We start from the raw sequence: 22,415 nt of genomic DNA, 5'->3' as shown, positions 1-22,415 counted from the left end.
GAGGCTAATCATGACTGAAACGACTGAAGTGCTGTCCCCGATCAATTTCACCGACAGCGCATGCAGCAAGGTGCGCGAACTGATCGCTGAAGAAGGTAACCCCGATCTGAAACTGCGGGTGTTCGTCACCGGTGGTGGTTGTTCCGGCTTCCAGTACGGCTTCACCTTCGATGAGCTGGTGAATGAAGATGATACCCAGATCGCCCGCGAAGGCGTGACCTTCCTGGTGGATCCGATGAGCTACCAGTATCTGGTCGGCGCGGAAATCGATTATCAGGAAAGCCTGGAAGGCTCCCAGTTCGTCATCAAGAATCCGAATGCCACTACCACCTGCGGTTGTGGATCTTCGTTCTCGGTGTAAGGTTTTTTGCGATAAGATAAAAGCCTGGGGTATTCCCAGGCTTTTTTATTTGGATCGACATGGACAAGCAGCCACCTCTGACGATGCCCAAGGTTGAATTCAGCCGCGAATTCAATTTCACCGACGCCGACTTTGAACGTATCCGCAAGCTGATATACAAAGAGGCCGGGATTTCGCTGAATACCTCCAAGAAGGACATGGTTTACGGTCGCCTGGTGCGCCGTATTCGCGAACTGAAACTGGCAGGTTTTGCGGCCTACCTGGATTTGCTGGAATCAATCCAGGGCAAGCGCGAGTTCGAACAGTTCGTCAATGCCCTGACCACCAACCTGACTTTCTTCTTCCGCGAGGAGCATCATTTTCCGCTGCTGGCGGAACATTTGAAGAAGCGGGTGGCGGCAGGGGCGACCGAGATCAATATCTGGTGTGCCGCTTCGTCGACAGGCGAAGAACCTTATTCCCTGGCCATGACCGCACTGGAAACGCTGCGCGGCACCGGTCCGAAGGTCAATATTGTCGCCACGGACCTGGATACGCTTGTGCTGGAAACCGGTCGCAAGGGGATCTATCCCGCCGACAAGGTGGCCAGGCTGCCCACGGGGCATGCCAGCAAGTATTTCGACAAATTGCCGGATGGTACCTATCAGGCGAAATCCCAGCTGCGCAATATGATCACCTTCTCCCGGCTGAATCTGATCGAGCCGCAGTGGTCGGTGCACAAGCAGTTTGACGCGATCTTCTGCCGCAATGTGATGATCTACTTTGATCGCGATACGCAGTTCGCGATCCTCAAGCGCTTTGCCCCCTTGCTGCGTCCCGATGGTTTGTTGTTTGTCGGTCACTCCGAGAATTTCTATTTTGCTTCGGATTATTTCCGCCTGCGCGGCAAGACCGTGTATGAGCATGCCCCCAGGGGCGATGCCGGGCATAAACCGGGCGAGCTGGCCAAGGGACGTTAAGGAGCACCATGAAGGTAGCGGTACTGGGGGCAGGAGTAGTGGGGGTCAGCACCGCCTGGTTTCTGGCGTGTGATGGTCATGAGGTGGAAGTGATCGATCGTGCCTGCGGGCCGGCGCGCGAGACCAGTTTCGCCAATGGTGGACAGATTTCGGTCAGTCAGTCGGAGCCCTGGGCTTATCCGGGGGCGCCGCTGCAGATCCTGCGCTGGCTCGGGCGGGAGGATTCTCCGCTGTTGTTCCGCCCCCGGCTGGATCCCGCTCAGTGGCGCTGGATGGCCGGCTTCCTGCGCGAGTGCCTGCCCGGCCGTTTCGATCGCAACATGCGGCAGATGCTGGCACTGGGCAAATACAGCCGCGACACGTTTGCCGAGTTGCGCCAGACTCTGGGCCTGCGTTACGACAATCTGGAACGCGGCATCGTGACCCTGATTGCCTCGCAGCAGGGCCTGGACGAAGCGGCGGCGACCTGTCGGGTCATGCAGGGTTACGGTGTGCAGAAGCGGGTGGTGTCGCGCGAGGAGTTGCTGGACATCGAGCCTGCGCTATCTCCGGTGGCCGGCCAGCTGGCCGGCGGGACCTACTGTCCGGATGACGAGTCAGGCTGTGTGCATTTGTTCACGGCCCAGTTGGCGCAGCATGCGGCGGCACGTGGCGTGCGCTTCCGTTTCAATACCCGCATCAATGCCCTGGAGGCTGATGGCGACCGTGTCAGCGGTGTCTCGGTGACCGATGAGGATGGCCAGTACCGTACCGTCAGGGCGGATGCCTACGTCCTGGCGCTTGGCAGCTATTCCCCGCTGCTGGCGCGGACAGTTGGCCTGTCCTTGCCGGTCTATCCTACCAAGGGCTATTCGGCCACGGTGCCGCTGGCCGATGAGGCGCAGGCGCCGCTGGTGAGCATTACCGACGAGGATTACAAGATCGTGCTGACACGGCTGGGTTCGACGCTGCGCATTGCCGGGACGGCCGAGCTGGCGGGCTACTCCACCCATCTGACTCCGGCGCGTTGTCAGGCGCTGATCCGCCGTGCCCGTGTCCTGGTGCCCGAAGCCTGTGCACATTGGGATCAGGCCAGCTTCTGGAGCGGCCTGCGTCCCAGTACGCCGGGCAATGTGCCTCTGATCGGCCGTTCGCGACTGGCCAACCTGTATCTGAATACCGGACACGGTACCCTGGGGCTGACCGAAGGGCCAGGCTCCGGCAAGGCGCTGGCCGAGCGTATGGCCGGCCGCCAGCTGCCGTTTGCGTTCGGCTTTACCGGTTAAGGAGGCTCAGCGTGGCCGATGGCCGCGCTCGATGCAGACGCCGACCCGCTTCACGCCAGGCAGGATGCCGAGCTTGCTGACGGATACCTTGACCCAGGGCGAGCCGAAATCTTCGCGCACGACCTTGGCAATGTATTCCGCCAGGGCTTCGATCAGCAGAAAGTGCCTTTCGGCCAGGGCATGGCGCAGACGATCGACCACCACACCGTAATGGATGGTGTCGCTGATGTCATCGCTGTGACAGGGTGCTTCGCTGGGAATGCCGATTTCCATATCGATTTCGATGGTCTGCGGCGTGGTTTTTTCCCAGTCGTATATGCCGATAATGGTCTCGGCGCGCATTTCGCGCAAAAAAATGATGTCCATCCGATGGCGGCTGTTGGGGAATGCCGCTTGATACCGTAGAATCTGAGACTTTGCATTCTAGTGGATATAACATGTCTCCGACAGTCCATGCCCTGATGTCCCCCATTGATTTTGTCTTTACTTGCGCTGCCTACATCATCGGCTCGCTGTCCTTTGCCGTGATCGTCAGCAAGGTCATGGGCATTCAGGATCCCCGCAGCTATGGTTCCAAGAATCCGGGGGCGACCAATGTGCTGCGCAGCGGCAACAAAGCCGCCGCGGCGCTGACCCTGCTGGGTGACGCCATCAAGGGGCTGGTTGCCGTGCTGCTTGCCCGCTGGCTTGGCCCGCAATATGGCGTTGATGCAGCCGGTGTGGCCTGGGTCGCCCTGGCCGTGGTGATCGGCCACATGTGGCCGATGTTCTTCAACTTCAAGGGCGGCAAGGGCGTGGCCACCGCCATTGGCGTGATGTTCGGCCTGAATTTGCTGCTTGGTCTGGCCGTCGTGGTGACCTGGTTGCTGGTGGCCTTTATCTGGCGCTACTCCTCGCTGGCCGCCATGCTGTCGCTGGGCCTGTCCCCGCTGTTCGCCACCTTCCTCATGCCGCGTGGCACGCCGGAAATGGGCATCACCCTGGTGATCGGGCTGCTGGTGTTCTACCGCCACCGCGACAATCTGCTCAAGCTGCTGACCCGCCAGGAAAAGAAGATCGGCGAAAAGGCCCGGGCGCCGGCCGATCCGCATCAGTAATCACGTCGCCAGTGCCCACTCGACGGCTGCCTCGGCGTGCAGGACGGTGGTATCAAATACGGGTAATGCCGAGTCGGCCTGCTTGATCAGCAGGCCGATTTCCGTACAGCCCAGCACAATGGCCTGTGCCCCTTGTTGTTGCAGGCGGGCCATGATTTGGCCATACAGCTGGCGTGAGTCCTCACGCAAAATCCCCTGGCAAAGTTCCTCATAGATAATGCGGTGCACGTCTTCGCGGTCGTGTACCTGGGGTATCAGTACATCGATCCCGTGCCCTGATGTCAGTCGCTGGCGATAAAAGTCCTGCTCCATGGTATAGCGCGTTCCCAGCAGCCCGACCTTGTCGATACCGGCCTGGCGCAGTGCTTTGCCAGTGGCATCGGCGATGTGCAGCAAAGGCAGTGGACTGGCTGCCTCAATGACCGGAGCCAGTTTGTGCATGGTGTTGGTACACAGCACGATGCCATCTGCGCCCCCGGCCGCCAGCTGGCGTGCGGCGCAGGCCATCTTGTCCGCCAGCGCCTGCCAGTCACCCTGTACCTGCAGGGTTTCAATCTCGGCAAAATCCACGGTCAGCAGCAGGCTGCGTGCATTGTGCTGACCGCCCAGTCTGGCCTTCACGGACTGGTTGATCAGTTGGTAATAATGGGCTGAGGACTCCCAGCTCATGCCGCCGATTAGTCCGATGGTTTTCATCTCCAGTCCTTCTCTGTTTGCAGATAGGCTTAGTATGTCTTCATTTCTGACAGGATTGTCTTCATGACAAACTGGCTGCCACGTTTGCGTCCCGGACAAGGGCCGATGTTTTTGCAGATAGCAGAGGCCATCCGCCATGACATCCGCGCCGGGCGATTGCAGGCGGGAGAGGTGTTGCCACCGCAACGGTTGCTGGCGGATTTGCTAGGTATCCATCTCAGCACGGTGACGCGTGCCTATGGCCTCGCTGAACAGCGCGGGTTGATTGTCGGCCAGGGGCGGCGCGGCACCGTTGTCCGGGATAGGGTGCTTGCCTCTGGTCTGTTCGCGCCTCAGCGTGACTTGACTGACGAACGCATCGATTTGTCCAGCAACGTACCGGCGCAGGATCTGCGGGATCGGACCGTCGAGAAGATGTTGATGGCCATGTTGCAGGAGCAGGGGGCCGAAGCGTGGATGCGATACTGCACGGCGAGCGAGTGGCTGGACGCGCAGGCGGATGTGGCCGACTGGCTGGGGTTGTGCGGCCTGGACACCGGGCAGTTTGCCATCCTGTTGTGCGCTGGCGCACAACATGCGCTGGATCAGGCATTGGCCATGGCGCATGGCGGACGTGACGTGGCGGTGGAGTGTCTGACCTACCCGGGGGTACAGGCGCTGGCTGCCATGCGGGGACTGCAGTTGCATGGTTTGGCGATGGATGCCGAGGGCGTGCGGCCGGACAGCCTGGATACCGTGGCGCAGCGTGGCGTGCGCGTGGCGATTGTGTCGTCGAACCTGCAAAATCCGACAGGGGCGACGATGGGGCTGGCTCGTCGTCTGGCGCTAGTTGAGGTGGCCCGGCGCCGCGGGGTGACGCTGATTGAAGAGGATGTCTATGGACTGCTGACAGCAACGCGCTTGCCGCCACTGGCCATGTTGGCCCCGGAGCGTACTCTTTATCTGACCTCCCTGTCCAAAACCGTGGCCCCCGGATTGCGTCTGGGCATGCTGGCTGCACCGCCCACGCTGGCACCGCGTGCCGAGGATGCCTTGCACCTTACCGGTTGGCAGCTCAGTCCCCTGATGCTTGCGCTTGGCTGCCGGCTGATTCGTACTGGCGAAGCAAGCCGTCGGCTGAACTGGCAGCGCCAGGAGCTGGCCGCACGGCATCGATTGCTGGATCGTGCGCTCGGTCTGGCCAACAGGCCAGTCTGCCATTGTCCCCACCGCTGGCTGCCCGTCGAGGGCCATTCGACGGCACTGATTTCCCGATTGCGCGAGGCGGGAATCTGGCTGGTGGATGGGCAGGACCTGGCGGTGGGAAGAGCGGCGCCAGAGGGGGTGCGGCTGGCCTTGGGGGCCGCCGTGAGCCGACGCCAGCTTGAACGTGCGGCACGGCAGCTGGCCGTCTTGTTGCCTGGTGAGACTTAACCGTCCGACAGCACGCGAATGTGAGCGGTCACGCTGCGTCCGAGCGAGGAGAGGTCATAGCCGCCTTCCAGAACCGACACAATCCTTCCCTGACAGTACAGGTCGGCAATCTGCACCAGATGCCGCGTCACCCATTCGTAATCGGCTTCGACCAGGCCGAGCGAGCCCATATCGTCTTCGCGATGGGCATCGAAACCGGCTGAAATGAAGAGCATCTCGGGCTGGAAGTTGTGCAGCTCAGGCAGCCAGACATTCTCCACCACCTCACGGAAGGCGGCGCCGCTGCTGCCAGCGCGCAGCGGCACATTGTGCATGTTGGGGCCCTGTGGCTTGTCGCCACAGTAGGGGTAGAAGGGGTGCTGGAAAATCGACACCATCATCACGCGCGGATCGTTGTGGAAAATTTCTTCCGTGCCATTGCCGTGATGGACATCGAAATCAATGATGGCCACGCGCTCCAGCTTGTAGGTCGACAGGGCGTGCGCGACACCGATGGCAATATTGTTGAAAAAACAGAAGCCCATGGATTTGGCGCTTTCCGCATGGTGTCCCGGCGGGCGGATGGCACAGAAAGCGTTTGGTACCTTCTCTTCACACACCAGATCGACGGCCTTGACCACGGCTCCGGCGGCCCGGCGCGCCGCTTTCAGTGTCCCGGGTGACATGGCGGTATCCGGATCGACACGGAAGGTGCCGACGGTCGGCACACTGGCTTCAATGTATTCCACATAGCGCGGCGGATGGATGCGCGCCAGTTGTTGTTCGGTCACTTCGGGGGCTTCGACTTCCTGCAGGGTGTCGAAGATCTGGGAGGCCATCAGTTGATCACGGATGGCGATCAGGCGCTCCGGACATTCGGGGTGACCCACGCCCATATTGTGCTGGAGACAGTCCGGGTGGGTGACATACGCCGTCAGACCGGTACGGTGCCATTGGGTCTTCAACCAGGTAAACACGATCTCCCCTCTGTCGCTCTTGTGCGCGAGCATATGTATTTTCAATAAATATTGGTCGAAATTCCCCCGGAAATCAATAACAAGAAAGCAATGGCTGAATCAGCTTTGCCGGGAAAGTGGCGGCGATATGGCGGGGAATTGGCGGCGTCCAGTTAAGAACTATCTGCCTGATGCCTGTGTCTGAGTGCCCGTTGCCCATTGCTGCGAGCATGACATATACATGAAATATAGAATAGTTGCGTTTTGGCGAAAAGCCAGCAGGATGAAGCGTATCGGATGGATTATCCTGCTGTCGGCATTGTGCAGCTCCGGGGCCTGGTGGTTGTGGCACAGAACCGTCCGTAGCCCGGCGCCGGCACCACTGACCGAGACCATCGTGCGCAGCGACATTGTCAGCGCGGTGCAAGCCAGTGGCCAATTACAACCGATCCGGACCGTCGATGTGGGCGCCCAGGTCAGCGGGCAACTGAAGCATCTGTATGTGGTCGCCGGTCAGCGGGTGCGCAAAGGCCAGCTGCTGGCAGAGATTGATCCGCGCCTGGCCCGGAGCGAGCTGCAGATCGCCCTGGCGGAGCTGGCCGTGTTGCAGTCCGAGGCGCGCGGGCTGAGCGTGCGTTACCACTATGCCGACCGTGAGCTGCATCGTCAGCAACAGTTACATGCCGGCGGGGTCAGCGCGGAGCGCGAGCTGCAGCAGGCGCATAGCCAGCGGGCGCAGCTCGCGGCGGATCTGGCGGGGGTCAGGGCGCGCATCCGCCGTGCCGGACTGATGGTTGAGCAGCAGCGTACCCGATTGGCCTATACCCGCATTGAGGCGCCCATGGATGGCGAGGTGCTGGCGATCGAAACCCGTGAAGGGCAGACGGTGATTGCGGCACAGCAGGCGCCGACCATTCTCAAGCTGGGGGATCTGTCCCGTCTCCGCGTCAGGGCCAATGTCTCCGAGGCCGATATCCTGCGCATTCACCCGGGACAGAAGGCCTGGTTTTCGCTGCTGGGTCATCCGGCTCAGCGCTATGAGGGCCGGGTGGGTGAAGTGCTGCCGACGCCGCAGCGCATCAATAACGCGCTGTACTTTCATGTGCAGTTTGATGTCGATAATCCGCAGCAGCTGCGAACCGAGATGACGGCTCAGGTCAGCATCGTGCTGGCCGAGGCACGCCAGGTGGTGGCCGTCCCGCTGATGGCCCTGGACGATGAGGCCGAAGAGGGCAACTGGCACTCGGTACGGGTGCTGGGCAAGGATGGCAGCGTTCGTCCGCAGCGGGTACGCATTGGCTTGCGTGGACGTACCCAGGCGGAGGTACTGGAGGGACTGCAGCCCGGTGAGCAGGTGGTGATCAGTGATGCGCGGCTGCCGTTGCAGGAGGGGCGTCATGGCTGAGCCCCTGCTCTGGCTGGAGCGCGTTTCGCGCCACTTTGCCTCACCGGCCGGCGAGGTGGTGGTGCTGGATGAGGTCAGCCTGCAGATCGAGGCCGGCGACATGGTCGCCATCATCGGCGCCTCGGGGTCGGGCAAGTCCACCCTGATGAATCTGCTCGGCTGCCTGGACCGGCCTAGCCGTGGTTGCTACCGGGTTGCCGGCCGGGATACCGCGCGGCTAGACAGCGATGCACTGGCCGCCTTGCGGCGCGAGCGCTTTGGTTTTGTCTTTCAGCGCTACCATCTGTTGCCGCATCTGGATGCCGCCGACAATGTCGCCATGCCGGCCATCTATGCGGGTCTGGGACAGACACCACGCCGGCAGCGGGCGCTGGCCTTGCTCGGGAGGCTGGGCCTGTCGACCCATGCCGACAAACCTGGATGCCTGCTGTCGGGCGGGCAGCAGCAGCGGGTCAGCATCGCCCGGGCGCTGATGAATGGCGGCGAGGTGATTCTGGCCGATGAGCCGACCGGGGCGCTGGACAGTCAGAGCGGGCGCGAGGTGATGGCGATCCTGCATCAGCTCCATCAGGCCGGTCACACCATCATCATCGTGACACATGACCCGTCGATTGCCGCCCAGGCCTGCCGCATCATCGAATTGTCGGATGGCCGGGTGGTGCGTGATCAGCGAGGCAGCAGCCCGGCCGGTGCCGGCGCGCAGGCCACCGTATCCTGCCCGGAGCGGCCAGCCCCACCGGCGCGCCGTGCAGGCCATCTCGCCGATGCATTCAACATGGCCCTGTTTGCCCTGCGAGCCAATCGACTGCGCACCTGTCTGACCATGCTGGGCATCATGATCGGTATCGCGGCGGTCGTTACGGTGGTGGCCCTGGGACAGGGGGCCAGCGATGCGGTGCTCAAGGATATCCGCCAGATCGGGACCAATGCCATCTACGTCTACCGTGGCAGCGACTGGGCGGATGACAGGGCGTCATCGATCGACACGCTGGGACCGGAGGATTTGTCTGCCTTGTCGGCCGCCTCCTATGTCGACAGCGTGTCGCCGCTGGGCGGCGCGAGGATGCGTGCCCAGTGGCGTCACGCCGATGCCGATGTCCAGGTGTTTGGCGGGGGCGCGGATGTGTTCCGCGTGATGGGGCGGCAAGTGGTCGAAGGGCGCGGGATCAGCGCTGAGGATATCCGCCAGCAAAACCAGGTGGTGGTGCTGGACCCGAATACCCGGCGCAAATTGTTCGGTGATCGGCGCGAGGTGCTGGGCGAGGTGGTGCAGCTGGGGCCGCTGCCGGCGACGGTGATCGGTGTCACCGATCGCGACCGCTACAACGAGGGATCCAGCCAGTTGCTGGTCTGGACCCCCTACAGCACGGCGGCCAGCCGTCTGTTCGGCTATGCCCACTTCGACATGCTGATCGTGCGCATCCGCGATGGTGTCCCGATGGCATTGGCCGAGGCTCAGGTCACCCGCCAGCTGACGCTCCTGCATGGCCGCAAGGATTTCTTTACCAGCAACCTCGATGCCATCTATCAGTCGATGAAGCGCGTCAATGACACCATGTCGCTGCAGTTGTCGGTGGTGGCGCTGATTGCCCTGCTGGTGGGCGGCATCGGGGTGATGAACATCATGCTGGTGTCCGTGGCCGAGCGCACGCGTGAAATCGGCATCCGCATGGCCGTCGGCGCCCGTCAGCGCGATGTGCTGCTGCAGTTTCTGATTGAGGCGGTCATGGTGTGCCTGCTCGGGGGCATGGTCGGCATCGGCCTTGCCCTGGCGTTTGGTCTGGTGTTCCCGTTGCTGAGTGACAGCATCCAGTTGCGCTACTCCTGGCCCTCGGTGGTGGTGGCACTTGGCTGCTCGATGCTGGTCGGTGTCGGGTTCGGTTATTTCCCCGCGCGCAAGGCGGCCAGACTGGATCCCGTCGTGGCACTGGCCAGGGAGTGAAAACATGAAAGCATGGCTGTCAGGCTTGCTGGCACTGGGGTGTGTCGGCTGTGCCATGAGTCCGCCGCCCGCCGTGACGGTGTGCGATACCCGGTCAGAACAAACGCTGGCATGGTGGCAGGGCTTTGCCGATCCGCGCCTGCTCGGCTATCTGGCGGAAGCCGGCCGCTGCAATCTCGAGCTGGCCCAGAAAGCCCGCCTGATTGCCCGCCAGCGGCAGTCGCTCGCCGAGGGGGACTGGCGGCCCCGGGGCAGGATGTCGGCGGATGTCGGCCAGTCACTGGACGGCGGTGAGCTGCGCCATGGTCACACTCTGGATCTGGCCGTGGGCTATGAGCTGGATGTCTGGCAGCGCCTGCGTCTGGGCAAGCAGTCAGAAGCGCATGCCGTCGAAGCGGCTGAGCTCGACCGGCAGGCCCTGTGGCTGTCGCTGCAGGCGGAGGTGGCCATGCGCTATTGGGACTGGGTGGCCCTGCGCCGGCAACAGGTGTTGGCCGGGCAGGTGGTCGAGGTCCGTCAGGCCTTGCGCGAGCTCGATCAGCTGGCTGTACGGCATGGCAGTCTGGCACCGCGTCAGCGGCATGAGAGCGAGATGGCCTGGCTGCAGGCCCGGGAACGGCAGTCGCAGCTGAGTCATCAGGTCGAGCAGGCCGCCGAGCGGCTGGCCGCGCTGCTCGACCGGCCTGGACTGTCTGATTTGCCGGGGGCGGATACCTTGCCGGCGCAGTGGCCGGCGCTGCCGGCGGATCAGCCTGCCGCGGTGCTGGCTCGCCGGCCGGATGTGGCGGCTCAGTCCGCCCGTGTTGCGGCGGCCTGGGCAAAGCTGGTGCAGGCGCGTCAGGCCCTGATGCCGACCGTCACCCTGTCCGCCACGCTGGGCGCAGCCAGTCCGACCCTGAAAGGCTTGCTGGCTCAGAGCGCGGCCGGTGGGGTTCTGCAGCTGGGATTGCCATTTCTGGACTGGTCGGGCATGGGGATTCAGCGCGAGCAACTTCGCCTGGCGTGGGAGCAGGCCACACTGGCCTATGAGCAAACCCTGCGACGGGCCTTGCGCGAACTGGCGCTGGCCCTGCGTCATCAGCCGTTGCTTGAACAGGATGTGCAGCGGGTCGAGGCTCGGCTGGCGCTGCAGCGCCAGCAAGAGCGTCGAGCCGAGCTGGCGGTCTCTGCCGGCGCCAGTGCACAGACCGAGCGTTTGCTGGTGCGTTTGCAGGGCTTGCAGCTGGCTTCGGCGCAGGTCGATCTGCTGCATGCGCGTGCCAGCCATCTGGCGCTGCTGTACAAGGTGCTGGGCGGGCCGCCGCAAGCGCTGGTTTCACCCGGGGCAGGGGAATGAAAAACGCCGACCCCGCTTGAGACGATGGTCGGCGCCAACGATTGATCCGGGCTTGTCAGAGCAAAAAGTCTTTCGAGATGCCTTTGCGGCGCAGGATGCGTCGCAGTTGTTCCAGGCCCTCGATCTGAATCTGGCGCACACGTTCCCGTGTCAGGTTCAGCGCAGCAGCCAGTTCTTCCAGCGTACAGATCTCATGGCCGTTGAGGCCATAACGTCTTTCGATCACCATGCGCTGTTTTTCGTTGAGCTGCGCCATCCACTCGTGCACAAAGCGCTCCAGCTGGGTGTTATGCAGCTGCATTTCCGGCTCTTCATGCTGTTCGTCCGGGATGGACTCGCCGATCGACAGCATCGGATCGATATCCAGCGGTGCATCCAGCGAGGCCATGCGCTCATTGAGGTTCATCACGCGGCGCACATCGCTGACCGGGCGATCGACCAGATGGGCGATCTCCTCCAGGGTTGGCTCGCGCCCGACCTGGCTCTCCAGATGGCGCGACGCACGCAGGTAGACGTTGAGTTCCTTGATGACATGAACCGGCAGCCGGATGGTGCGCGACTGGTTCATGATGGCGCGTTCGATGCTTTGACGGATCCACCAGGTAGCGTAGGTCGAGAAACGGAAACCACGTTCGGGATCAAATTTTTCCAGGGCGTGCATCAGGCCGATATTGCCTTCCTCGATCAGATCGAGCAGGGCAAGACCCCGGTTGATGTAGTGCTTGGCGATGTTCACAACCAGACGCAGGTTGTGTTCGATCATCTTTTGCCGGGCTTCAAACTCGCCTTGTACAACACGGCGGGCCAGTTCCAGTTCTTCTTTGGGTGTCAGGAGGGCGTTGTTGCCGATGTCGTTGAGATAAATCTGGGTGACATCGGCGGTTTCGTCGTGGGCCAGTGGCGCCTCGGATCCTTCTTCGCTTTCAGCTTGTTCAGCTACAGCTTCCTCGGCGCCCGCATCTTCTACTGTTTCCTCGTCTTCGAGGAGATCGAGTTCGTTATTCATGCTTCCCCCGCCTAGAGATGACCCTGGCTGGGGATAGCCCCCGTTCAGGGTTTGCTGTTCAGGTACTGCGTCGGATCAACCGGCTTGCCGAATTTGCGGATCTCGAAATGCAGCTTGACCTGATCTGCATCCGTATTACCCATTTCGGCAATTTTTTGTCCTTTCTTTACGGCCTGGCCTTCCTTGACCAGTAGCTGGCTGTTGTGAGCGTAGGCCGATAGAAATGTCTTGTTATGTTTGATGATGATGAGTTTGCCGTAACCTCTCAGTCCATTACCGCTGTACACCACCTTGCCGTCACCGGCCGCCAGGACAGCCTGTCCCATGCGACCACCCAGGTCGATACCCTTGTTGTTGTCGGAGAAGCCGCGCAACAACTTGCCATTCACCGGCCAGATCCAGCCGACATTGTCATCGCCCGCACTTGCCGCCGGGGCGGATGCCGCATGATCGGGCGCTGTCGGGCCGGCCACAGGGGCAGAGGCCACGGCAGGCGCACTGGCTGCCGGTTTGCTGCTCTTGCTGGCGGTCTGGTTGCTGCCTTCGCTTTCTGCACCAATTGCATGCAGAGCAGCATCAGAATATGCCAACTTCAAAGCCTTCGGATATGTCTTGACGGGGGACTGTCTGACAGATCCGTTAATTTGTGTTGCTGGCGGCGTACTGGCCTTTGGCGCCGGCGTTTCGCTGCCGGGAGGCGTCAGTCGCAGCACCTGCCCGACCTTGATGCTGAAGTCCGGCAGATTGTTCCAGGTGGCAACCTGTTGATACTTCAGCCCATGAGCCAGCGAGATCCGGAACAGGTTCTCGCCCGGTGCCACCACGTGTGTCTTGCCATCATCGGCGCTCACCGCGACCGGTCTGGCGGATGCCGAGCCGGCACTGCCCATCGGCGCATCGGCCTTGTAGGGCGTGGTTTGCGCACTATCCACACTGCGCGAAACGCTGTTTGGCGCCGTGCTGCGTACCGTGGTCGGCGAAGCCGTGCTGCCGGATTCGACCGGAGCCGGTTGCTGGACAAAACTGCTGCAACCACACAGCCCGACAAGGGCCAGGGTAGTCAGCAGACTGGTACGACGGGATGGCAAAATCATCATTCTGGTTTTTTATATGCTAACGGATATGAATTGTAAATTGTCAAACAATACCGTTGTGGTATTTTTGCTCTATTCATGACTGTTTAAAACGCGTCAGTCGCGTCCCGGGAGCAGCGGAACGAATTTCACCGCATCCAGCTTGGTCTTCTGCAAACCCTTGGCGGTCTTCTCGATGTGCCACAGGTGCTGTTCACCGTCGCCGAGCGGCATGATCAGGCGCCCGCCCTCGGCCAGCTGGCTGATCAGTGCCTCCGGCACGGCCTTGGCCGCCGCGGTCATGATGATGCCGTCAAACGGAGCGGCCTCGGGCAGACCGAAGTGGCCGTCTCCGTGGACCAGACGGGCATGGACCAGCTTGGCTGCGCGCAGGTTCTTTCTGGCTTTGTCCAGCAGCGCGCCGATACGTTCAATCGAAAATACTGTTGCACCCATTTTGAGTAGCACAGCGGTTTGATAACCGCAGCCGGTGCCGATCTCCAGAACCTTGCCCATCGGGCGGTCGGCAAACAGCAGTTCGGACATGCGGGCCACCGTCAGGGGCTGGGAGATGGTCTGCTGCATGCCGATAGGCAGCGAGACATCATCGTAGGCGCGGGTGGCCAGGGCCTGGTCGACAAACAGGTGGCGTTGAACTTCGTACATGGCCGCCAGCACCCGCTCGTCGCGGATGCCCGCCTGGCGCAGTCGTTCGACCATGCGCATGCGTGTCCGGTCGGACAGCATGCCGTAATCCTGACGCTGCGAAGTCAGCTGCATAGCCATGTATTGATCCCGTCCAGTTGGTCATAGGCCGTCAGATCGATCATCAGTGGGGTGACCGAAATCCGGCGATTGGCGATGGCGTGAAAGTCGGTGCCGGCTCCGGCGTCCTGAACGCTGCCGGGCGGGCCGACCCAGTATACGGTTTCTCCGCGCGGCGTGTCGGTCTTGATCACCGGTTCGGCCATATGACGGCGGCCGAGGCGGGTGATGCTCAGGCCGCCGAGCTGTTCGGGCAGGACGTCCGGTACATTGACGTTGAGCAGGACTGGTTGGCCGAAAGGCTGCTGCAGGCAGCGCTCGATCAGGCGCCCGACGGCCTGGCAGGCGGTCGGCATGTTGTCGGTGGCATGGCTGGCCAGCGAGACCGCGATCGACGGAATGCCCAGCAGGTAGCCTTCGGTGGCGGCGGCCACCGTGCCGGAGTAGAGCGTGTCATCACCCATGTTGGCACCGTGGTTGATGCCGGAGATGACCATGTCGGGGCGGAAGTCGAGCAGGCCGGTCACCGCCAGGTGCACGCAATCGGTCGGGGTGCCGTTGACGAAGAAGAAGCCGTTGGATGCCTTGCGTACCGACAGCGGTCGATCCAGCGTGAGCGAATTGCTGGCGCCGGAGCGGTTGCGTTCCGGGGCGACGACGACCACTTCGCCGTAGCGTGCCAGTGTCTCGGCCAGGGCGTGGATGCCCGGCGCGAGATAACCATCGTCATTGCTGATCAGAAACTTCATGCCGTATTTCCTCGGGAGACCCGCTGATTGTATCGCTCCGGACGGGGGTAAGAAAACCGTCGGATCATGGCCGTGTGATGCAAAAACCCGCCACGGGGCGGGTTTCGGGTCAGGCCAGGTAACGCTGGCTGAAGGCCAGCATGCGTTCGATCGGTACGCGGGCGGCGTCCATCTGCGCCTCGCTGAGATAGTCGATTTCCAGACCGATGCCATCCTGGGCGCGTTTGACTGCCTCGACGCTGTTGAGCTTCATGTACGGACAGGAGTTGCACTGGCAGCCGGCATAGATCGGCGCCTGGCGCAGGTCGAGATCCGGACGGGCCAGCCGCATGTTGTACAGGATGCCGTCTTCGGTGGCGACGAAGATCACGTCCTTGGCATCGCCCTGATAGTTTTTCACCCAATTGAGCATGCCGGAGGTCGATCCGACGTATTCGGCGCGCTGCAGGACCGGCAGCGGGCTTTCCGGGTGGGCGATCAGGTGGGCCGCGTCCACCGCGCTGATGGCTTCGTTGAGTGCGGTTTCATTGAACTTGTCGTGGACTTCGCACACGGCCGACCACAGCGGCATATCGTAGCCATACTGGAAGTTCAGGTAGGCGCCCATGTTGCGGTCCGGCGAGAAGATGACCTTCTTGCCCTGACTGTAAAGGTCGGCAATCACGTCATCCACGTTGCGGCTGGTGACGATCCAGTCGGACAGCGCCTTGTGTTCGGCGCTGGAGTTGATGTACGACACATGGACATGGTCCGGGTAGCTGTTGCGCCACTTGGCCAGGGCACTGACATCGGTCTGGGTGACCAGCGAACAGGTGGAACCGGCATCCGGCAGGATGACCCGTGCATTCGGGTTGAGGATCTTGGCGGTTTCCGCCATGAAGCGCACGCCGGCAAACACGATGATGTCCGCCTGCGCTTCACGGGCGTACAGCGAGAGCTCCAGACTGTCGCCGACCTTGTCGGCCATCTGCTGGACTTCGGGCTGGGTGTAATAGTGGGCTAGGGTGACGACACGTTTCGTCATGATACTTTCATCTCTTCCTGACAACTTGGGCAGGTTTGGGCCAATAGCGTAGGTTATCAAGTCTGTGACCGGATTGCCACTTTGCCGCTGATTTGACTGTCGGACGATACTGAATCAGAGGGCGGTGATATTCTTGTCGAATAAAGTGGCCAGTTGCCATCCTGCAGGCTGGCCGTGCATTGCATGCGAATGTGGATGACGCCGATGAAACCGCATTATCTGACCTCCTTGTTTTCGCCTCGCAACGTCGCCGTCGTGGGCGCGAGCGATACGCCGGGCTCCATTGGCCAGGCTGTGTTCGCCAATCTTCTGACAGGCAACTTTCAGGGCAAATTGTTCCCGGTCAACCTCAATCACAAGGTGGTCGGCGGCGTGCCGGCACACCAGTCCGTGCGTCAGATCGAAGCACCGCTGGACATGGCGGTGGTGACCACGGCGCTGCGTACCCTGCCGGCGATCATGCGCGATTGTGGCAAAAAGGGGATCAAGGCGGTCCTTCTGGCCAAGGAGTTCTCGGACGCCGAGCAGCTGGAGCGGGAAATTCTCAATGAGTCGGTCGGCATCGCGCGGCATTACGGCATCCGGGTGCTGGGTCCCAATGTGCTGGGACTGATGCGCCCGGTGGCCGGCTTCAATGCCAGCAATTACACCAGTAAGGTGCGCCCAGGCAATCTGGCGCTGGTATCGCAGTCGAGTGCGCTGTGTACCGCCATGCTCGACTGGGCGGACAGCAAGGGGATCGGCTTCTCCAGCGTGGTGTCGGTGGGGGAGGCGGTCGACGTCGACTTTGGTGAAATTCTCGATTATTTGGTGGCCGACAACTTTACGCAGGGTATTTTGTTGCACGTGCACCACATTCATGATGCGCGTCGTTTCATGAGCGCCCTGCGGGCGGCGGCCCGAACCAAGCCGGTGGTGGTGATCAAGTCCGGCCGCTACGAAGACGGGGTAACCGGCCTGACGCATTCGAGCAATCTGATCGCCAGCGCCGATGTCTTTGATGCCGCCCTGTCGCGCGCCGGGGTGCTGCGCGTCGATACCATTGCCCAGCTGTTTACTGCCGCCAAGGTGCTGGCAGCCAATTTCCGCGTACAGGGCAATCGTCTGGCGATCGTGACCAACGGTATCGGTCCGGGAGTGCTGGCCGCCGACAGTGTCGCCAGTTACGGCGTCGAACTGGCCCAACTGACACCGGAGACCCTGGCGCTGCTCAATCAGGTGCTGCCGCGTAACTGGTCCGGCGGCAATCCGCTCGACATCATCGGCGATGCCAGTCCGATGCGCTTTCGCACCGCGGTCAAAGCCTGTCTCGATGATGCCAATGTCGATGGCGTGCTGGTGCTCTTTACCCCGCAGGCGGGTACCGATCAGCTGACCACGGCCCAACTGATGATCGGCCTGCAGCGCGAGGCCAGCAAGCCGATCTTCCTGTCCTGGCTCGGCGAGGCCAAGGTGGCCGAAAGCCGCGAGCTGTTCAGCAAGGCCAAGTGCGCCCACTTCCGTGCACCGGAGTACGCCATCGAGGTATTCCGCAATCTGGCCAATTACCATCAGAACCAGAAAATGCTGCTGCAGACGCCGGGGCCGCTGGAGGGCAAGCGTGAGGCGCCGGATGTCACCACGGCGCGGGCCGTGATCAATCTGGCGCTGGCTGATGGCCGTACCCTGCTCTCCGAGTATGAATCCAAGCAGGTGCTGGCGGCCTTTCATGTGCCGGTCAATCAGACCCTGCTGGCGCGTACGGAAGACGAAGCGGTGGCCTGTGCGGCGGAAATCGGCTATCCGGTGGTGCTGAAAATCGATTCGCCGGACATCTTCTACAAGTCGGATGTCGGCGGTGTGGAGCTGAATATCACCAATGAGGCCACGCTGCGGGCGGCCTTTGTCGGCATCATCGACCGCACCCGCTCGGCGCGTCCCGATGCCCGCATCGACGGGATTTCCGTGCAGCCCATGCGTCGCCGGCGTTTTGCCCGTGAGACCATGGTCGGCGTCAGTCATGATGCCCAGTTCGGTCCGGTGATGACGTTCGGTGCCGGCGGCATTGCCGTTGAGGTCATGAACGACCGGGCGCTGGCCCTGCCGCCACTGAATGACTATCTGGTCAACCGCATGATCGACAAGACGCGCATTGGTCAGTTGCTGGGGGCCTTCAAGAACATGCCGCCGGTGGACCGCGATCAGCTGGCGCAGGTGCTGTTGCACGTCTCCGAGCTGGTATGCGAGCTGCCGCAGGTGCGCGAGCTGGATATCAACCCGCTGGTGGCCGATGACCTGGGGGTCATTGCGCTGGATGCGCGCATCGTGGTGGCCGCCGTGCGTGAAGACCGCAAGCGTTACAGCCACATGGCCATCATGCCGTACCCGACGCGGCAGATCCGCCAGGCGCAGCTGGCCGATGGCACCCCGGTGACCATCCGCCCGGTGCGGCCGGAGGATGCCGAGATGCAGCAGGCCTTCGTGCGCAATTTGTCGGAAGAGAGCCGCTATAACCGCTATATGTCCAGCATCAAGCAGCTGTCGCAGACCATGTTGGTGCGCTTTACTCAGCTCGATTACGACCGGGAAATGGCGCTGGCACTGGTGCGTGATGACGGCCAGGGGGCGGAGGAGCAACTGGCTGTGGCGCGCTTCATTACTGATCCGGATAACGAAGGCTGCGAGTTTGCGCTCGAGGTGGCCGATCACTGGCAGGGGCACGGCATTGGTGCCTTGCTGATGAATGCCTTGTTCGACGCGGCGCGCGAGCAGGGCCTCAAGGTCATGCGCGGCGAGGTGCTGGCCAGCAACAAGGGCATGCTGAAACTGATGCGCAAGCTGGGTTTCAGCGTGGAACCACACCCGGAAGACAGCTCGCTGACCAACGTGACCCGGGCGCTCTGAACCGCGCAGAGTGTCGGGTTTTCCGCCCCCGGACAGGCCCGTTGGCAGGCTTGACAGAATAAGCGCTTGCCAGATAAGGGAAAACTGACCTAGAATCATGGGCTTTTCTATTGATCCGTTTTCATTAAGGACATCGACAATGGTAGTCATTCGTTTGGCTCGTGGCGGCTCCAAGAACCGTCCGTTCTACAACATCGTTGTGACCGATTCCCGCAATCGTCGTGACGGTCGCTTCATCGAGCGCCTGGGTTTCTACAATCCGGTTGCCAACGAGAAGGAAGAACGCGCACGTTTCACCATGGACCGTGTGAACTACTGGATCGGCGTTGGCGCGCAAGTATCCGATAGCGTTGCCCGTCTGCTGAAAGAACAGGCAGCAGCCTGATCGATCTTCTGATCCCGAATACGGAAGCAGGGCGCATGCGCGACAACGATCTGGTCATCATGGGTTTTGTGCGCGGCGCCTTTGGCGTGCGTGGCGGTATCAAGGTGCACGCCGATACCGAATTCGTCGACAGCCTGTTCGATTACCCGGTGTGGTGGTTGGGCAGGAATGGCGACTGGAAGCCGTACAACTTCGTCGACGGGCAGGTCCAGCCCAAGGCGTTGGTGGCACAGCTGGAAGGGGTGACTGATCGCGATGTGGCCGAGGCCATGCGCGGCATGCAGATCGCCGTTCCCCGCAGTGAGCTTCCCGAAGCCGAGGAAGATGAGTATTACTGGAACGACCTGATCGGCCTGAAGGTGAACAACCTTGAGGGCGAGTCGTTCGGCAGTGTGACGGAACTGATGGAAACCGGTGCCAATGACGTGCTGGTGGTAGATGACGGCCCCAAACGCCGTCTGATCCCGTTTGTAGATGCGGTGATTGACCGTGTCGACCTTGAGGCAGGCCTCATCGTGGTCGACTGGGGTGCCGACTACTGATGCAGATCGATGCCATCACGCTGTTCCCGGAGATGTTCGATGCCATTTGCGCCAGCGGGATAACCAGTCGCGCTCTGCAGCAGGACATCTGGGGCTTCAAGGCCTGGAATCCGCGTGATTTTACCGACGACAATTACCGTCGCGTCGATGACCGCCCCTATGGGGGAGGTCCCGGCATGGTGATGTTGCCGGAACCGCTGGAAATGGCCATCGAGGCCGCGCGTGCCCGTCAGCAGGCGCTGGGTATCGACAGCCATGTGGTGTATTTGTCGCCACAGGGACGCAGGCTTGACCACGACAAGGTGGTCGAACTGGCCGCGCGTCCCGGCATGATCCTGTTGTGCGGTCGTTATGAAGGGATTGACGAGCGCCTGATCGAACGCCAGGTCGATGAAGAAGTCTCCATCGGCGATTATGTCCTGTCCGGTGGCGAGCTGCCGGCCATGGTGCTGGTCGATTCGGTGGTCCGTCAGTTGCCCGGTGCGCTCAATGATGCGCTGTCGGCGGATGAAGATTCTTTCGCCACCGGCCTGCTCGATTGCCCGCACTACACCCGACCGGAAGAATACCGGGGCATGCGGGTACCGGACGTCTTGATGTCCGGTAATCATGCCCTGATTGCCGCCTGGCGGCTCAAGCAGGCGCTTGGCAGAACCTGGCTTCGCCGCCCGGATTTGCTGGCCGCCCGCAAGTTGTCAAAACAGGAGTCTCGGCTGCTGGCTGAGTATCAGCAGGAACAAGCCTCCGTAAAAAATCAGGAGTTGTAACATGGATCTGATCCAAATTCTGGAACAAGAAGAAATCGCCCGTCTGGGCAAGACCATCCCGTCCTTCAACCCGGGCGACACCGTTGTCGTTCAGGTCAAGGTAAAGGAAGGTAACCGTGAGCGTCTGCAGGCTTACGAAGGCGTTGTCATCGCCAAGAAGAACCGCGGTCTGAACAGCTCGTTCATCGTGCGCAAGATTTCCGCTGGTGAAGGCGTTGAGCGTACCTTCCAGACCTACTCCCCGCTGGTGGCTTCCATTGAAGTGAAGCGCCGTGGTGACGTGCGTCGCGCCAAGCTGTACTACCTGCGCGGTCGTACCGGCAAGTCCGCACGCATCAAGGAAAAGCTGTCGTTCAAGAAAGAAGCTTGATCGACCGGGTTTTCGCTATGATGAAGCGCAAGGCTTACGCCTTGCGCTTTTTTTCTGCCTGTCGTCTGGACATCACAAGGACTGGCACATGAATGAGTCGGTGGTGATCACGGTACCCTTCGGTTGTCTCGCGATCGAGACGTACGAAGACCGCCTGGCAAGTATCCGTTTTCTGCCGGGCGATCATCCCTTGTCGGCGCCGCAGCGCGGCGGGCTGGCGGAAGAGGCCGTGCGTCAGGTGCAGGCCTGGCTGGTGGATCCGCACTTTGTCTTCTCCCTGCCTTTCCTGCTCCAGGGCAGTGATTTTCAGCGGCGCGTCTGGCAGCGCATTGCCGCGATCCCGCTGGCGCAGACCTTGAGTTATGGTGCCCTGGCGCAAGAACTGGGCAGTGTGGCCCGTGCCGTCGGCGGTGCCTGTGGCCGTAATCCGCTGCCGCTGGTCATTCCCTGTCACCGGGTGGTCGCGGCAAGCGGCAGCGGGGGCTTCAATCAGTCGGCGGGACGGGAGACGGTCAGTATCAAGGAGTGGTTGCTCGCTCATGAACGACGTGCTTGATGTACTCGATACCTTTCTGGACCATCTCTGGCTCAGCGATGGTCTGTCGCGCAACACCCTGGCGGCCTACCGGCGCGACCTGAACAAGCTGGCGCTCAGGCTGGAGCAGGTGGGCGGCAATCTGGTCACGGCCGATGGCCAGGCCCTGGCTTCGGCCTTGCTGTTGTGCGCTGATCAGGAGAAACCGGCGACGCGCGCCAGACTGCTCAGTGCCGCCAAGCGTTTCTATCAATACCTGCAGCAGAACGGCATGCGCGGCGATGATCCCGTGGCTCGCATGGCGACCCCCAAGCAGGGTCTGCGTCTGCCCAAGACCCTGTCCGAGGCCCATGTCGAGGCCTTGCTGGCGGCACCGGATACCGGCACCCTGCTTGGACTGCGTGACCGCTGCCTGTTTGAAGTGCTCTATGCCACCGGCCTGCGGGTTTCGGAGCTGGTCGGGCTGACGCTGCAGCAGATCGATCTGGTCAGCGGGGTGCTCAAGACGGTCGGGAAGGGGAACAAAGAGCGACTGGTGCCGCTGGGGGAAATCGCCGTGGAGTGGCTGCAGCGCTATCTGAGCGAGGCGCGTCCCCATCTGCTGTCCGGCGTGCAATGCGACGCGGTCTTTATCACCCGTCTCAAGGGGCCGATGACCCGTCAGATGGCCTGGTACCTGATCGTGCGCTATGCCGAGCGCCAGGGCTTGCCAAAGCTGAGCCCGCATACGTTGCGCCATGCCTTTGCCACGCATCTGGTCAACCACGGTGCCGACTTGCGCGTGGTGCAACTGCTGCTGGGTCATGCGGACATCTCCACCACCCAGATCTATACCCATGTGGCGCGCGAGCGGCTCAGGCAACTGCATGCCGAGCACCATCCCCGCGGCTGAGACAAGACATGAAAA

At 61.7% G+C, this 22,415-nt stretch carries 23 protein-coding genes; 15 read left to right on the top strand and 8 right to left on the bottom strand.

The annotated features are described in order from the left end of the window. The first annotated feature begins 10 nt into the window (after positions 1–10). From erpA to AACH39_RS08220, 3 genes are read left to right on the top strand one after another with little or no spacing between them, the layout of a single operon-like run. Positions 11–361 (top strand): iron-sulfur cluster insertion protein ErpA, encoded by a 351-nt coding sequence (gene erpA, locus AACH39_RS08230; RefSeq protein ID WP_215781048.1) that lies wholly within the window; start codon positions 11–13, stop codon positions 359–361. 59 nt (positions 362–420) lie between these two features. Then, positions 421–1,320 carry a CheR family methyltransferase gene (locus AACH39_RS08225; protein WP_215781050.1) on the top strand — a complete coding sequence of 300 codons (900 nt, stop codon included), beginning with the start codon at positions 421–423 and terminating at the stop codon, positions 1,318–1,320. Between the two features lie 8 nt (positions 1,321–1,328). Then, positions 1,329–2,585: a D-amino acid dehydrogenase gene (locus tag AACH39_RS08220; RefSeq protein ID WP_338621251.1), complete on the top strand. Its 1,257-nt coding sequence runs from the start codon at positions 1,329–1,331 to the stop codon at positions 2,583–2,585. Positions 2,586–2,591: 6 nt separating this feature from the next. Here AACH39_RS08220 and AACH39_RS08215 read toward each other — a convergent pair whose 3' ends face one another. Next, a complete protein-coding gene (locus tag AACH39_RS08215; RefSeq protein WP_215781055.1) occupies positions 2,592–2,951 on the bottom strand; it encodes a dihydroneopterin aldolase in 360 nt (119 codons plus the stop codon). A gap of 71 nt (positions 2,952–3,022) precedes the next feature. Here AACH39_RS08215 and plsY point away from each other — a divergent pair, with 71 nt between their 5' ends. Further along, positions 3,023–3,682, top strand: coding sequence for a glycerol-3-phosphate 1-O-acyltransferase PlsY (gene plsY, locus AACH39_RS08210; protein WP_338621250.1), 660 nt, complete (start codon positions 3,023–3,025; stop codon positions 3,680–3,682). Here plsY and AACH39_RS08205 read toward each other — a convergent pair whose 3' ends face one another. Continuing rightward, positions 3,683–4,378, bottom strand: coding sequence for an aspartate/glutamate racemase family protein (locus AACH39_RS08205; protein ID WP_215781057.1), 696 nt, complete (start codon positions 4,376–4,378; stop codon positions 3,683–3,685). A 63-nt stretch (positions 4,379–4,441) separates the two neighbouring features. Between AACH39_RS08205 and AACH39_RS08200 the strand changes: the two genes are divergently transcribed. Beyond that, complete coding sequence (locus AACH39_RS08200; protein ID WP_215781060.1) at positions 4,442–5,791, top strand: PLP-dependent aminotransferase family protein; 1,350 nt, start codon at positions 4,442–4,444, stop codon at positions 5,789–5,791. Here AACH39_RS08200 and AACH39_RS08195 read toward each other — a convergent pair. Then, positions 5,788–6,747, bottom strand: coding sequence for a histone deacetylase family protein (locus AACH39_RS08195; protein WP_338621249.1), 960 nt, complete (start codon positions 6,745–6,747; stop codon positions 5,788–5,790). The two genes, AACH39_RS08200 and AACH39_RS08195, sit on opposite strands and share 4 nt — an antisense overlap. A gap of 262 nt (positions 6,748–7,009) precedes the next feature. On the opposite strand from AACH39_RS08195, the gene AACH39_RS08190 reads away from it, so the two are divergent. Genes AACH39_RS08190 through AACH39_RS08180 form a run of 3 tightly spaced genes read left to right on the top strand, consistent with a single transcriptional unit; the run spans position 7,010 to position 11,409 of the window. Further along, positions 7,010–8,131 (top strand): efflux RND transporter periplasmic adaptor subunit, encoded by a 1,122-nt coding sequence (locus AACH39_RS08190; RefSeq protein WP_338621248.1) that lies wholly within the window; start codon positions 7,010–7,012, stop codon positions 8,129–8,131. Further along, positions 8,124–10,073 (top strand): ABC transporter permease, encoded by a 1,950-nt coding sequence (locus tag AACH39_RS08185; protein ID WP_338621247.1) that lies wholly within the window; start codon positions 8,124–8,126, stop codon positions 10,071–10,073. The genes AACH39_RS08190 and AACH39_RS08185 overlap by 8 nt, the downstream gene beginning before the upstream one ends. 4 nt (positions 10,074–10,077) lie before the next feature. Then, positions 10,078–11,409 (top strand): TolC family protein, encoded by a 1,332-nt coding sequence (locus tag AACH39_RS08180; protein ID WP_338621246.1) that lies wholly within the window; start codon positions 10,078–10,080, stop codon positions 11,407–11,409. Positions 11,410–11,464: 55 nt separating this feature from the next. Here the strand turns inward: AACH39_RS08180 and rpoS are convergent, their stop codons facing one another. The 5 genes from rpoS to nadA form a co-directional block, all read right to left on the bottom strand. Beyond that, positions 11,465–12,415 carry an RNA polymerase sigma factor RpoS gene (gene rpoS / locus AACH39_RS08175; RefSeq protein ID WP_215781071.1) on the bottom strand — a complete coding sequence of 317 codons (951 nt, stop codon included), beginning with the start codon at positions 12,413–12,415 and terminating at the stop codon, positions 11,465–11,467. 44 nt (positions 12,416–12,459) lie between these two features. Next, the gene (locus AACH39_RS08170) at positions 12,460–13,512 is read right to left on the bottom strand and encodes a peptidoglycan DD-metalloendopeptidase family protein (protein ID WP_338621245.1); all 1,053 of its coding nucleotides are present in this window, start codon (positions 13,510–13,512) and stop codon (positions 12,460–12,462) included. 93 nt (positions 13,513–13,605) lie between these two features. Continuing rightward, the gene (locus AACH39_RS08165; protein WP_215781085.1) at positions 13,606–14,274 is read right to left on the bottom strand and encodes a protein-L-isoaspartate(D-aspartate) O-methyltransferase; all 669 of its coding nucleotides are present in this window, start codon (positions 14,272–14,274) and stop codon (positions 13,606–13,608) included. Continuing rightward, on the bottom strand, positions 14,259–15,002 hold the full coding sequence (surE, locus tag AACH39_RS08160) for a 5'/3'-nucleotidase SurE (RefSeq protein WP_338621244.1): 744 nt from the start codon (positions 15,000–15,002) through the stop codon (positions 14,259–14,261). Before surE ends, AACH39_RS08165 begins: the two co-directional genes overlap by 16 nt. A gap of 109 nt (positions 15,003–15,111) precedes the next feature. Next, positions 15,112–16,026: a quinolinate synthase NadA gene (gene nadA / locus AACH39_RS08155; RefSeq protein ID WP_215781089.1), complete on the bottom strand. Its 915-nt coding sequence runs from the start codon at positions 16,024–16,026 to the stop codon at positions 15,112–15,114. Positions 16,027–16,230: 204 nt separating this feature from the next. On the opposite strand from nadA, the gene AACH39_RS08150 reads away from it, so the two are divergent. The 7 genes from AACH39_RS08150 to xerD all read left to right on the top strand — a co-directional run bounded on the left by AACH39_RS08150 (position 16,231) and on the right by xerD (position 22,400). Then, positions 16,231–18,909, top strand: a complete 2,679-nt coding sequence (locus AACH39_RS08150) for a bifunctional acetate--CoA ligase family protein/GNAT family N-acetyltransferase (RefSeq protein ID WP_215781091.1) — start codon at positions 16,231–16,233, stop codon at positions 18,907–18,909. A 139-nt stretch (positions 18,910–19,048) separates the two neighbouring features. Further along, complete coding sequence (rpsP, locus tag AACH39_RS08145) at positions 19,049–19,294, top strand: 30S ribosomal protein S16 (RefSeq protein WP_215781093.1); 246 nt, start codon at positions 19,049–19,051, stop codon at positions 19,292–19,294. A 35-nt stretch (positions 19,295–19,329) separates the two neighbouring features. Beyond that, positions 19,330–19,836: a ribosome maturation factor RimM gene (gene rimM / locus AACH39_RS08140; RefSeq protein ID WP_215781095.1), complete on the top strand. Its 507-nt coding sequence runs from the start codon at positions 19,330–19,332 to the stop codon at positions 19,834–19,836. After that, the gene (trmD, locus tag AACH39_RS08135) at positions 19,836–20,603 is read left to right on the top strand and encodes a tRNA (guanosine(37)-N1)-methyltransferase TrmD (protein ID WP_215781098.1); all 768 of its coding nucleotides are present in this window, start codon (positions 19,836–19,838) and stop codon (positions 20,601–20,603) included. Before rimM ends, trmD begins: the two co-directional genes overlap by 1 nt. A 1-nt stretch (position 20,604) precedes the next feature. Then, positions 20,605–20,973 (top strand): 50S ribosomal protein L19, encoded by a 369-nt coding sequence (gene rplS / locus AACH39_RS08130; RefSeq protein WP_215781100.1) that lies wholly within the window; start codon positions 20,605–20,607, stop codon positions 20,971–20,973. 88 nt (positions 20,974–21,061) lie between these two features. Next, a complete protein-coding gene (locus AACH39_RS08125; protein ID WP_215781102.1) occupies positions 21,062–21,529 on the top strand; it encodes a methylated-DNA--[protein]-cysteine S-methyltransferase in 468 nt (155 codons plus the stop codon). Beyond that, entirely contained in the window at positions 21,513–22,400 is an 888-nt protein-coding gene (xerD, locus tag AACH39_RS08120) for a site-specific tyrosine recombinase XerD (RefSeq protein WP_338621243.1), read from the top strand. The genes AACH39_RS08125 and xerD overlap by 17 nt, the downstream gene beginning before the upstream one ends. Positions 22,401–22,415: the final 15 nt, after the last annotated feature.

The sequence above is a fragment of the Paludibacterium flexuosum genome, assembly GCF_037076605.1.
Taxonomy (GTDB): domain Bacteria; phylum Pseudomonadota; class Gammaproteobacteria; order Burkholderiales; family Chromobacteriaceae; genus Paludibacterium.
Note: the sequence above shows the minus strand (reverse complement) of the source record. Positions and strands in the feature narration are given on the sequence as shown.

Bases quoted from the DNA above. Each gene is read 5' to 3' on its own strand.
- erpA (WP_215781048.1), top strand. From the start codon at position 11: ATGACTGAAACGACTGAAGTGCTGTCCCCGATCAATTTCACCGACAGC.
- AACH39_RS08225 (WP_215781050.1), top strand. From the start codon at position 421: ATGGACAAGCAGCCACCTCTGACGATGCCCAAGGTTGAATTCAGCCGC.
- AACH39_RS08220 (WP_338621251.1), top strand. From the start codon at position 1,329: ATGAAGGTAGCGGTACTGGGGGCAGGAGTAGTGGGGGTCAGCACCGCC.
- AACH39_RS08215 (WP_215781055.1), bottom strand. From the start codon at position 2,951: ATGGACATCATTTTTTTGCGCGAAATGCGCGCCGAGACCATTATCGGC.
- plsY (WP_338621250.1), top strand. From the start codon at position 3,023: ATGTCTCCGACAGTCCATGCCCTGATGTCCCCCATTGATTTTGTCTTT.
- AACH39_RS08205 (WP_215781057.1), bottom strand. From the start codon at position 4,378: ATGAAAACCATCGGACTAATCGGCGGCATGAGCTGGGAGTCCTCAGCC.
- AACH39_RS08200 (WP_215781060.1), top strand. From the start codon at position 4,442: ATGACAAACTGGCTGCCACGTTTGCGTCCCGGACAAGGGCCGATGTTT.
- AACH39_RS08190 (WP_338621248.1), top strand. From the start codon at position 7,010: ATGAAGCGTATCGGATGGATTATCCTGCTGTCGGCATTGTGCAGCTCC.
- AACH39_RS08185 (WP_338621247.1), top strand. From the start codon at position 8,124: ATGGCTGAGCCCCTGCTCTGGCTGGAGCGCGTTTCGCGCCACTTTGCC.
- AACH39_RS08180 (WP_338621246.1), top strand. From the start codon at position 10,078: ATGAAAGCATGGCTGTCAGGCTTGCTGGCACTGGGGTGTGTCGGCTGT.
- rpoS (WP_215781071.1), bottom strand. From the start codon at position 12,415: ATGAATAACGAACTCGATCTCCTCGAAGACGAGGAAACAGTAGAAGAT.
- AACH39_RS08170 (WP_338621245.1), bottom strand. From the start codon at position 13,512: ATGATGATTTTGCCATCCCGTCGTACCAGTCTGCTGACTACCCTGGCC.
- AACH39_RS08165 (WP_215781085.1), bottom strand. From the start codon at position 14,274: ATGGCTATGCAGCTGACTTCGCAGCGTCAGGATTACGGCATGCTGTCC.
- surE (WP_338621244.1), bottom strand. From the start codon at position 15,002: ATGAAGTTTCTGATCAGCAATGACGATGGTTATCTCGCGCCGGGCATC.
- nadA (WP_215781089.1), bottom strand. From the start codon at position 16,026: ATGACGAAACGTGTCGTCACCCTAGCCCACTATTACACCCAGCCCGAA.
- AACH39_RS08150 (WP_215781091.1), top strand. From the start codon at position 16,231: ATGAAACCGCATTATCTGACCTCCTTGTTTTCGCCTCGCAACGTCGCC.
- rpsP (WP_215781093.1), top strand. From the start codon at position 19,049: ATGGTAGTCATTCGTTTGGCTCGTGGCGGCTCCAAGAACCGTCCGTTC.
- rimM (WP_215781095.1), top strand. From the start codon at position 19,330: ATGCGCGACAACGATCTGGTCATCATGGGTTTTGTGCGCGGCGCCTTT.
- trmD (WP_215781098.1), top strand. From the start codon at position 19,836: ATGCAGATCGATGCCATCACGCTGTTCCCGGAGATGTTCGATGCCATT.
- rplS (WP_215781100.1), top strand. From the start codon at position 20,605: ATGGATCTGATCCAAATTCTGGAACAAGAAGAAATCGCCCGTCTGGGC.
- AACH39_RS08125 (WP_215781102.1), top strand. From the start codon at position 21,062: ATGAATGAGTCGGTGGTGATCACGGTACCCTTCGGTTGTCTCGCGATC.
- xerD (WP_338621243.1), top strand. From the start codon at position 21,513: ATGAACGACGTGCTTGATGTACTCGATACCTTTCTGGACCATCTCTGG.